Source organism: Pseudarthrobacter sp. lyk4-40-TYG-27 (assembly GCF_030209295.1).
In the GTDB taxonomy this organism is placed as follows: Bacteria; Actinomycetota; Actinomycetes; order Actinomycetales; family Micrococcaceae; genus Arthrobacter.
The window spans coordinates 533,694-542,361 of the sequence record NZ_JARVSH010000006.1; the positions used below are offsets into that span (position 1 = coordinate 533,694).

9 protein-coding genes are annotated in these 8,668 nt (G+C 65.7%); 3 read left to right on the forward strand and 6 right to left on the reverse strand.

Going from position 1 to position 8,668, the window contains the following annotated elements; genetic code table 11:
• Positions 1–10: 10 nt before the first annotated feature.
• The 5 genes from QRM96_RS14215 to QRM96_RS14235 all read right to left on the reverse strand — a co-directional run bounded on the left by QRM96_RS14215 (position 11) and on the right by QRM96_RS14235 (position 4,963).
• Positions 11–520, reverse strand: coding sequence for a DUF3817 domain-containing protein (locus tag QRM96_RS14215; RefSeq protein WP_109863695.1), 510 nt, complete (start codon positions 518–520; stop codon positions 11–13).
• Positions 517–1,380 (reverse strand): SURF1 family protein, encoded by an 864-nt coding sequence (locus tag QRM96_RS14220; RefSeq protein ID WP_109863694.1) that lies wholly within the window; start codon positions 1,378–1,380, stop codon positions 517–519. Before QRM96_RS14220 ends, QRM96_RS14215 begins: the two co-directional genes overlap by 4 nt.
• 76 nt (positions 1,381–1,456) lie before the next feature.
• Complete coding sequence (locus QRM96_RS14225; protein ID WP_018760364.1) at positions 1,457–1,945, reverse strand: PTS sugar transporter subunit IIA; 489 nt, start codon at positions 1,943–1,945, stop codon at positions 1,457–1,459.
• Between the two features lie 40 nt (positions 1,946–1,985).
• Positions 1,986–3,725, reverse strand: a complete 1,740-nt coding sequence (locus QRM96_RS14230; protein ID WP_109863693.1) for a glycerol-3-phosphate dehydrogenase/oxidase — start codon at positions 3,723–3,725, stop codon at positions 1,986–1,988.
• 101 nt (positions 3,726–3,826) lie between these two features.
• Positions 3,827–4,963 (reverse strand): GuaB3 family IMP dehydrogenase-related protein, encoded by a 1,137-nt coding sequence (locus QRM96_RS14235; protein WP_018760366.1) that lies wholly within the window; start codon positions 4,961–4,963, stop codon positions 3,827–3,829.
• Between the two features lie 114 nt (positions 4,964–5,077).
• On the opposite strand from QRM96_RS14235, the gene QRM96_RS14240 reads away from it, so the two are divergent.
• The 3 genes from QRM96_RS14240 to QRM96_RS14250 all read left to right on the forward strand — a co-directional run bounded on the left by QRM96_RS14240 (position 5,078) and on the right by QRM96_RS14250 (position 6,616).
• Positions 5,078–5,212: a hypothetical protein gene (locus QRM96_RS14240; protein WP_285320034.1), complete on the forward strand. Its 135-nt coding sequence runs from the start codon at positions 5,078–5,080 to the stop codon at positions 5,210–5,212.
• A gap of 126 nt (positions 5,213–5,338) precedes the next feature.
• On the forward strand, positions 5,339–5,986 hold the full coding sequence (locus QRM96_RS14245) for a hypothetical protein (protein WP_133831037.1): 648 nt from the start codon (positions 5,339–5,341) through the stop codon (positions 5,984–5,986).
• A gap of 24 nt (positions 5,987–6,010) precedes the next feature.
• Entirely contained in the window at positions 6,011–6,616 is a 606-nt protein-coding gene (locus tag QRM96_RS14250; RefSeq protein WP_133831038.1) for a hypothetical protein, read from the forward strand.
• Here QRM96_RS14250 and QRM96_RS14255 read toward each other — a convergent pair.
• The gene (locus tag QRM96_RS14255) at positions 6,613–8,472 is read right to left on the reverse strand and encodes an ABC transporter ATP-binding protein (RefSeq protein WP_285320035.1); all 1,860 of its coding nucleotides are present in this window, start codon (positions 8,470–8,472) and stop codon (positions 6,613–6,615) included. The two genes, QRM96_RS14250 and QRM96_RS14255, sit on opposite strands and share 4 nt — an antisense overlap.
• Positions 8,473–8,668: the final 196 nt, after the last annotated feature.

Consider the following 8,668-nt stretch of genomic DNA (forward strand, 5'->3'; position numbering starts at 1 on the left):
GCGGAAACGCTCAGTAGCGCTGGGGTGCCTGCGGGTTGGCGGCGAGCTCGGCCTCAACCTCGGCGTGGAACTTCTTTTCGACGATGAAGGACAGGAACGGCACCACGCCGCCGAGGGCCAGCAGGACCAGCTTCAGGAACGGCCAGCGCATGAGGGACCAGAGCCGAAAGTTGGAGATCAGGTACACCACGTACATCCAGCCGTGGACGATCAGGACCGTGACGGAGACGTTCACACCGTTCAGTACCGCCGGCGGTTCGGCGTCGGCGAAGCCAAAACCGAAGGGCTGGCCGGTGAGTGCGCTGGTGCCGCCGGCAAACAGGTACTGCCCGAAGCCGTACCGGGCCACCAGTTCCGCGCACAGCAGGAGCAGCATGGTGCCGGTCAGGTAGGCCATGACCTTGTAGAACTTCAGGGCCGACCGGATCTGCGCTTCGGTGCCGCCGAAGCGGCGCTTCTTGCCGGATCCTTTGGCGCCGGAGGCTTGGGACGAGGGGGTGGCCGGTTTCGGATCAATCATGGCTGTACCTTCTGCTGGTGCTGATCAGGTTGCTGCTGTTCGTTCTGGTGCTGTTCCGGTTCATCCGACTCCTCGGCTTCGTCGAGGGCCTCTTCAAGGTCCCGGTGGTAGTCGTCCTTGACCAGCCGCCACCAGATGAAGAGGGCGAAGCCGGCAAAAACCACCCATTCGATGGAGTAGAAGAGGTTCAGCCAGTTGATCTGCTGCGACGGTGGCTGGGGGCCGATGTTCAGCGGAAGCAGGCTGCCAGGCACGGACGCGGCGCTGACATCTTTGCCGCCCGCCACCTCCGCGGTGGCCGAGACGAATCCCGGGTAGCTGCTGACGCCCCAGTAGTTGATGAGTTCGGCAACAGACACGGCCGAGGCCTCCCCCGTTTTGGGGGCCTTCCCGGGAACCGGCGCTTCAGAAGGAATCAAGCGCCCCGTCAGTTGCACCAGGCCCGACGGAGGGGCTGGCGCGTCGGAAGGGTCCGCCACCCAGCCCCGCGCCACCGGAATCCAGGTTTGTGGGGAGGCAGCCGCACCTTTAAGGGTGGGGGCGCCGTTAACGGCGAAAGCGGAAACTACCCAATAGCCGGTCTTTCCATCGTGCAGCCTGCCAGGGACGAGCACCTGCTTGTCGGGACTGTAGGTTCCCTCCGCGGTGACCATCTGGTCTGAGACGCTGCCGTGGAAGAATTCGCCGGGCTGGAGGGTGCTGGTGAGCGGCTGGACCTGTTCGGTGGCGGGGTTGACCGGCGCTTCGGGCTGGGTGGACCGGCCGAACTGCCACTGGCTGAGCAGCACGAAGACCCCGGAAAGCGCGATCGCGAAGATGAAGCCTGCGATCCATCGGGGTTTGAGGGCTGTTTTCCACACGTCTTAACCGTACTTCGTACTTCTGTAGAACAACTAAACGCCTGTGCGTTCGGATGCGGCGCAGGGACCCGGCTGCTTAGTGGTCGAAGAACACCAGGCTGGAATTGATGAGCTCGGCGATGACTTCTGCATCGTAGGCCCGCCGCAGGGATTCCCGGAAGGATTCCTTGGACAGCGACCGGGCCAACGTGGCCAGCACTTCCAGGTGGTCCGAGAATGAACTGGCGGGCGTGGCGATCAGCAGGATGACGGTGGCCGGGCCGTCCGTGGCGCCGAAGTCCAGGGCATGGCCGTACTTGGTGATGCCGACGGCGATCGACGTCCGGGAGACGAACTCGCTGCGGGCGTGCGGGAGACCGACCCCGCCGGGGAGGCCGGTCGCCAGCTGGTGCTCGCGCGCGTTGACGTTCTTGAGGAATCCGTCAAGGTCGGAAATTCGCCCGGCGGCATGGAGCCGTTCCGCCAGCTGGTTGGTGGCGTCGGTTTTGTCCGTCGCTTCCAGTTCCAGAATCACCATCTCGGGGGTGGTGAGTTCGGCGTCATACGGGTCAAGTGGTTCCGCCAAGGCGTATCCCTTCAGTCAGCAGTGCGGGGCGAGCGGCCCCTCAGCGCAAGGGCACGATGTCTTCCACGCCCAGGCGGGCAGCGTCCGCGGATTCGTCGTCCGGCTGTTGCTGGCTGAGGCGCTCGGCCTCCACCCTGGCAATGTAGTGGCGGACTTCGTTTTCGCGCTGCGCGTCACTCCAGCCAAGAACGTCACCCATCAGTTTAGCGACAACGGGGGCAGCAGACACGCCCCGGTCCCACGCCTCGATCGAAATCCGCGTACGGCGGGTCAGGACGTCCTGCACGTGGCGGGCCCCCTCATGGGTGGCGGCGTAGACGGCTTCGGCCTGCAGGTAGTCATCGGCCCCGGGGATGGGTTCGGCCAGCTCCTTATCCTGCGCGATGATGGCCAGGACCTCGGGCGTCATTGATCCGTACCTGTTGAGGAGGTGTTCAATGCGGGCCACGTGCACGCCGGATTCCTCGGCGGTGCGGTTCCTCCGGTTCCAGGCGGCCCGGAAGCCGCTGGCACCGAGAAGCGGGATGGTTTCGGTGCAACTGGGCGGAACCCGTTCGTCCATGGTGCGGGTGGCTTCGTCGACGGCGTCCTTGGCCATGACCCGGTACGTGGTCCACTTTCCGCCGGCCACCACCACCAGGCCCGGGACGGGGTGCGCCACCACGTGTTCGCGGGAGAGCTTGGCCGTGGAGTCGTTTTCACCGGCGAGCAGCGGCCGCAGTCCGGCATAGACCCCTTCAACGTCCTCCCTGGTCAATGGCCGCTTCAGCACCTTGTTGACGTGCTCGAGGATGTAGTCGATGTCCTTGCTGGACGCGGCCGGGTGGGCTTTGTCCAGGTGCCAGTCAGTATCGGTCGTGCCGATGATCCAGTGCCGCCCCCAGGGGATGACGAACAGGACGGACTTCTCCGTGCGAAGGATCAGCCCCACCGTTGACTGGAACCGGTCCCGCGGAACCACCAGGTGGATGCCCTTGGAGGCGCGGACCTTGAGCTGGCCCCGGTCGGTGACCATGGCCTGGGTTTCGTCGGTCCAGACGCCTGTGGCGTTGATGACCTGCCTCGCGCGGACCTTGAACTCCGTGCCGTCCTCGCGGTTGGAAACTTTGGCTCCCACCACCCGCTCCCCTTCGCGCAGGAAGTCCACCACGGCCATCTGGTTGACGGCGTGGGCTCCGTAGTAGGCGGCGGTACGGATGAGGTTGGCCACGTACTTCGCGTCGTCCACCTGGCCGTCGTAGTAGCGGATCGAGCCCACGAAGGCGTCGTCCTTCAGGCTGGGGGCGGCACGGAGGGTTCCACGCCTGCTCAGGTGTTTGTGGAACGGCACGCCGCGGCTGTGCCCGCTGGAGATCGACATGACGTCGTACAGCGCAATGCCGGCGCCGACGTAGGGCCGTTCAATGAACGGCTTGGTCAGCGGATAGAGGAATGGCACCGGCCGGGCCAGGTGCGGGGCAATTTCCGAAAGCAGCAGTCCGCGTTCCTGGAGGGCCTCCTTGACCAGGGCGAAGTCAAGCATTTCCAGGTAGCGCAGGCCGCCGTGGATGAGTTTCGAGGACCGCGACGACGTTCCGGCGGCCCAGTCGCTTGCCTCGACGATGCCAACGCTCAGCCCGCGGGTCACGGCGTCCAGTGCGGCTCCCGCACCGACGATGCCGCCGCCCACGATCAGGATGTCCAGTTCCTGGCCAGGTTCCGCGGTGGCGCGCAACCGCCCTATGGATGCTTCCCTGGCTTCCGGGCCGAGAACTCCGCCGTTTGCAGGAACACTCTTCATTGAACGCCTCCAGTGCCGCTAGTGCCGGTAGTAAACCCACACTACTTGCTGGAAGCGCGCTTTGGGCAGGGCGGCGGTGACTGCCGCCCCGCCCAAACGGGTCAGTTCCCCGCGTAAGGCGAGACCACGACGTCGACCCGCTGGAATTCCTTCAGGTCCGAATAGCCGGTGGTCGCCATGGAGCGGCGCAGCGCGCCGATGAGGTTGGACGTGCCGTTGGTGTGGTGGCCGGGTCCGAACAGGACTTCCTCCAGGGGTCCCACGGTGCCCACGTTGGCGCGGTCCCCGCGCGGGAGCTCCGTGTGGTGGGCTTCCTGGCCCCAGTGCCAGCCTTTGCCCGGCGCCTCCTCTGCCCTCGCCAGGGCGCTGCCCAGCATGACGGCGTCGGCGCCCATGGCAATGGCTTTGACGATGTCACCCGAGGTGCCCATGCCGCCGTCGGCAATCACGTGGACGTAGCGGCCGCCGGACTCGTCCATGTAGTCACGGCGGGCGGCCGCGACGTCGGAAATGGCTGAAGCCATGGGCGAGTGGATGCCCAGGGCGCGACGCGTGGTGGTGGTTGCGCCGCCGCCGAAGCCCACCAGCACACCTGCCGCGCCGGTACGCATCAGGTGCAGTGCCGGGGTGTAGCCCGCCGCCCCGCCCACGATGACGGGGACGTCGAGTTCGTAGATGAACTGCTTCAGGTTCAGCGGTTCGTGGTTCTTGGAGACATGCTCGGCGGACACCGTGGTTCCGCGGATGACGAAGATATCGACGCCGGCGGCGACGACGGTCTTGTAGTGCTCCTGGGTGCGCTGCGGGGTGAGCGATCCGGCCACGGTGACGCCGGCCTCGCGGATCTCGGCCAGACGGGAGGTGATGAGTTCCGGCTGGATGGGCGCACGGTACAGCTCCTGCATCCGGCCTGTCACGGCGGGGCTGTTGACCTCGTCCTGAAGGGCCGCAATCTCGTCCAGCACGGACTGCGGATCCTCGTACCGGGTCCACAGGCCTTCCAGGTCAAGGACGCCAAGGCCGCCAAGCTTGCCGAGGGCGATGGCGGTCTGCGGGGACATGGCCGAGTCCATCGGGGCGGCGATCACAGGCATGCTGAACTGGTAGGCGTCGATCTGCCAGGAGACGGAGACGTCCTTGGGGTCGCGGGTGCGACGGTTGGGGACGATTGCAATGTCATCCAGGGAGTAGGCACGACGCCCACGCTTGCCACGGCCGATCTCGATCTCATAAGTCACTGCTCTAGGTTATCCCAGCAGCTCCGCTGGCCGGGTCCGGACTGCAGGCAAGGGTGCAGCCCTGCCCATGGAAGAACTGCCTGGCTACCGCGTAGCCTTGGGCAGGGGGATTCGGTGAACGCTCCCCGCGCCCACCTTCCGAGGAGAACCAACCATGGCCACCTGGTCCATACGTCGCTGGCAGCCGATGATGAAGCAGACCTCGCCGTCCCTGCCAGCTGGCTCAACGACACCCCTCCCGCAGGCTGACCAGCACGCACACGCCGGTACAGGTGCGGCCGGCGTTGAAATCGCCGCCGGTGACGAAACGCAGCCTGCGACCGCGGCCCCGGGCCTGGCGGACCGGCTGCGCCATGGACTGGGCTTGCTTCCGGCATGACACATCACAATCCCTTCCCCGCAGATGCGCCCGTCCACTCCCTCGAGCACTGGCTGGCTCCGGAACTGGCTCGGATCAGCCCGCCAAACGCTCCGTCCCGGCTGCGTCAACTGGCTGACGCCCAAGGTACCGGAGCCGCCGGCTGGAGCAGCGCAATCGCCGGCGGTCCCGTCCTGGCCCTCGCGGGCATGTTTTTTGCCGTCACGTCGGGGAACCCTGCCGCAGCGCTCGTACTGGTCCCTCTGGGGGTTGGCCTGATGCTTTCGGGCCTCTTTGGATGGAAGCGTGCCCGGGCCACCCTGCCCACCCCCGACAGGGTCCTGATCAGCCGTGGCCCGGGATCCGCCCGTGGTGGCGTCGCCATGATGTCCGTACTGGCAGTCGCGCTGGGCGCCATCATGGTCCTCTACCTGCCCTCGGCCACGGCGAAGGGCAATGGTGCGGCAATAACACTCGTGGGAGCCTTCGTACTCATCCTGCTTCTCCTGGTCGCATGCATCGTGGTCCCGTCAACGGTCATGGGCCGCGCCCGGCAGTCGTTCCGGGAAAGGGTGCAATCCAACCCAGAGCTTCGGCGGGCAGTTGAAGAAGATTTGGCCCTCTGGCGCGATCCTCATGGCAATGCCGCCTACGGACCGCTCTGATAACCGGTCAGCGGCAGGATTGTGATGGGCAAACGCTGGATCTTCGACGGGCATATTGCAGGTATTGGCACGGCATCCGGGCTCCGCGCCGTGGTGGGCATCTGGCAAGACTCCCCCTTCGGTTCGTTTGCCGACGTCATGGTGCAGCAACCCTCGGGGCACCGGCTGCTGTTGGCACCCCGGCCGGATGTGGCAGAGTTCATCGCGGCCACCTACACGTTCGATGAGGTGCGTTTGGTTGACGTCTCCGCCGTGTTGGGTGAACGGGCGCTAAGGGTCGACGCCGGCCCCTTGGCAATCCGGGCCGTGACCGGGGCGAGGACCTTCCTGGGTACGGCTTTGCGGGCCGTACCGCGGCGCCTTGCGGTGCACCCGCGCTGGCTTTCCGCCGTCAGTCCGCTTGCCGCGTTGGCGGCCCCGGGAGCCCGCACCTACGGCACGGCGGGCAGCGGCAGGGCGGAGTATTACGGGGTGAGCGACCTGCACCACGTCACCTCCGCTGTCGTCCGCTGGGAAGGCGCCGACGCCGGGACCCTGGCTCCCATCCGGCCCGCCGTGACGTTCGGGTTCAGCAGCGTCCCGCCCAGGCCGAGCGTGGCACGGGTCCGCACCACCGTGGTGCAGTCCTAGGTTCCGGTCGGTTCCTCGACGGTCAACTGGGATTCGAACATCCTGAAGTACCTGCCGCGGAGGGCCACCAGTTCTTTGTGCGTGCCCTGCTCGACGATCCTGCCGTCTTCCAGCATGTAGACGACGTCGGCCTTTTCGATGGTGGCCAGCCGGTGGCTGATGGCAATGATGGTGCTGTCGCGGTCGGCGAAAAGGCGGGTGAATATCCTGTGCTCGGCGAGGGCGTCGATGGCGGACGTCGGTTCGTCCATCACCATGAACGAGGCGTCCCGGTAGAAGTTCCTGGCCATGGCCAGGCGCTGCCATTGGCCGCCGGAGAGACCGCTTCCTTTACGGCCCCGCGGATCCTCCATCCAGTTGCTGACGTGGTTGTCCAGGCCGTTGGGCAGTTTGTTGATGAACTCCAAAGCTTCGGCGTCTGCTGCCGCCCGCCGGATGCGGCCGTCATCGCGCCGGCTGTCGACGTCGCCGAAATAGATGTTCTCCGCGGCCGTGGCGAACTCGTACTTCAGGAACTCCTGGCTAAGGACTGCCAGGTGCCGGTGCCAGGAGGTGACGTCGACGGCGGCGAGGTCCACGCCGTCGAGCAGCACCTGTCCGGAGTCCGGGCGGTAGAGGCCGGCGAGGATGCGGATCAGCGTCGACTTTCCGGCGCCGTTCTCCCCTACGATGGCGATGTGCTGGCCGCGCCTGATGGTGAGGCTGATTCCCCGAATCACCTCGATATCGCTGCCCGTGTAGGTGAAGCGGATGTCCTTCAGTTCCACTTCCTGTGGAGCCTCCAACAGGGGCGGTGCATGTTCGGCGTGAACGGGCATCCCCATGAAGGTCTCGTAGTCCGTCAGGTTGGCCAGGTCTTCGTCAATGGAACTTAGTGAGGACACCAGGTTGTTGGCGGTGGACAAGGCGCGGCTGACGATCTGCTGGACGTACAGGAATTGGCCTACGGGCTGGGCCCGGGCGATGACTTGGCCCACCACCCAGATCAGCGAGACCACCTCGGCGCCGTACTGCAGGGCGTCCGCAGCCAGCTGCCTGGGGATGTAGCGCCGCTGGTAATCAAGACGGCGCCGTTCGTCCGCGTCGCGGAGGCGGGAGCGGAGGTCCATGAGGAAGCGGACGATCCCGTAGAGCCGCATCTCTGCGATGTGCTGCGGGCGGAGCAGGTTGGTTTCGATCATTCGGCGCTGGCGGCGTGAGTCCACCTGGGTGTTCCAGTGCGCAATCTGCTCCCGGGAGAGCTTGAACTGCAGGTACACGCTGGGAATGATGGCCACCAGCACGATGACGGCGATCCACCAGCTCACCAGCAGCAGGGCACCGATGGCCAGGATGACCGAGACCAGCTGAGTGAAAATGGCGGCGATCCGGTCCAGGACGCGGGCGTACGAGTCCGAGAACCGCTTGGCGCGGTCGTAGAGGTCCACCGTCTCCTTGTCGTCGTAGCGCCAGAATTCCAGCGCAAGGAATCGTTCGTACATTTGGTCGCCCACGATGGCGCCAACCTTGAAGCTCATCAACTGCTGGATGTAGCGGTCGACGCTGCTGAAGGCGCCCCAAAAGAGGCCCAGCGCCGCGGTGACCACGACGTAGACGATCGCAAGGCGTCCGGCTCCGGCGTCGCCCGCATATGCAGCAGCAAGCGCCGTGGTGGTCCGTGACGCAAAGTAGGTGGTGACCAGGGGAAGGACGGCCGAAATCAGCGAGCCGAGCACCTTCATGATCACCGCGCCCGGGGACGCCCGGAAACTGACCCTGAGGACCTGTGCTACGGCGCGCGCGTACGGCCTGATGGCAAGCCGTTTTTGCGGATCGCGTTTTGGGGTGAGTTCCGCCGGATGGCGCGGTTGGGACATGGAATCAGCCTAGTGCTGGCACCGGTTGAAACGGTCAGCACCGGACGATCTGCTGAACGACGTCAGACACGACCTGGACCGACAGCACGAACGGTTTTGCGAAGTATCCGGCCCGGACGGGGTCCTCTTCCGGGAGGTCGTTGAGGTCTATGAGGTTGGCGTCGTCCGGTTCCCATGGCGGGAGGTCTTCAATGCC

Coding starts and splice junctions, on each gene's coding strand:
- QRM96_RS14215 (WP_109863695.1), bottom strand. CDS start 520: ATGATTGATCCGAAACCGGCCACCCCCTCGTCCCAAGCCTCCGGCGCC.
- QRM96_RS14230 (WP_109863693.1), bottom strand. CDS start 3,725: ATGAAGAGTGTTCCTGCAAACGGCGGAGTTCTCGGCCCGGAAGCCAGG.
- QRM96_RS14245 (WP_133831037.1), top strand. CDS start 5,339: ATGACACATCACAATCCCTTCCCCGCAGATGCGCCCGTCCACTCCCTC.
- QRM96_RS14250 (WP_133831038.1), top strand. CDS start 6,011: ATGGGCAAACGCTGGATCTTCGACGGGCATATTGCAGGTATTGGCACG.
- QRM96_RS14255 (WP_285320035.1), bottom strand. CDS start 8,472: ATGTCCCAACCGCGCCATCCGGCGGAACTCACCCCAAAACGCGATCCG.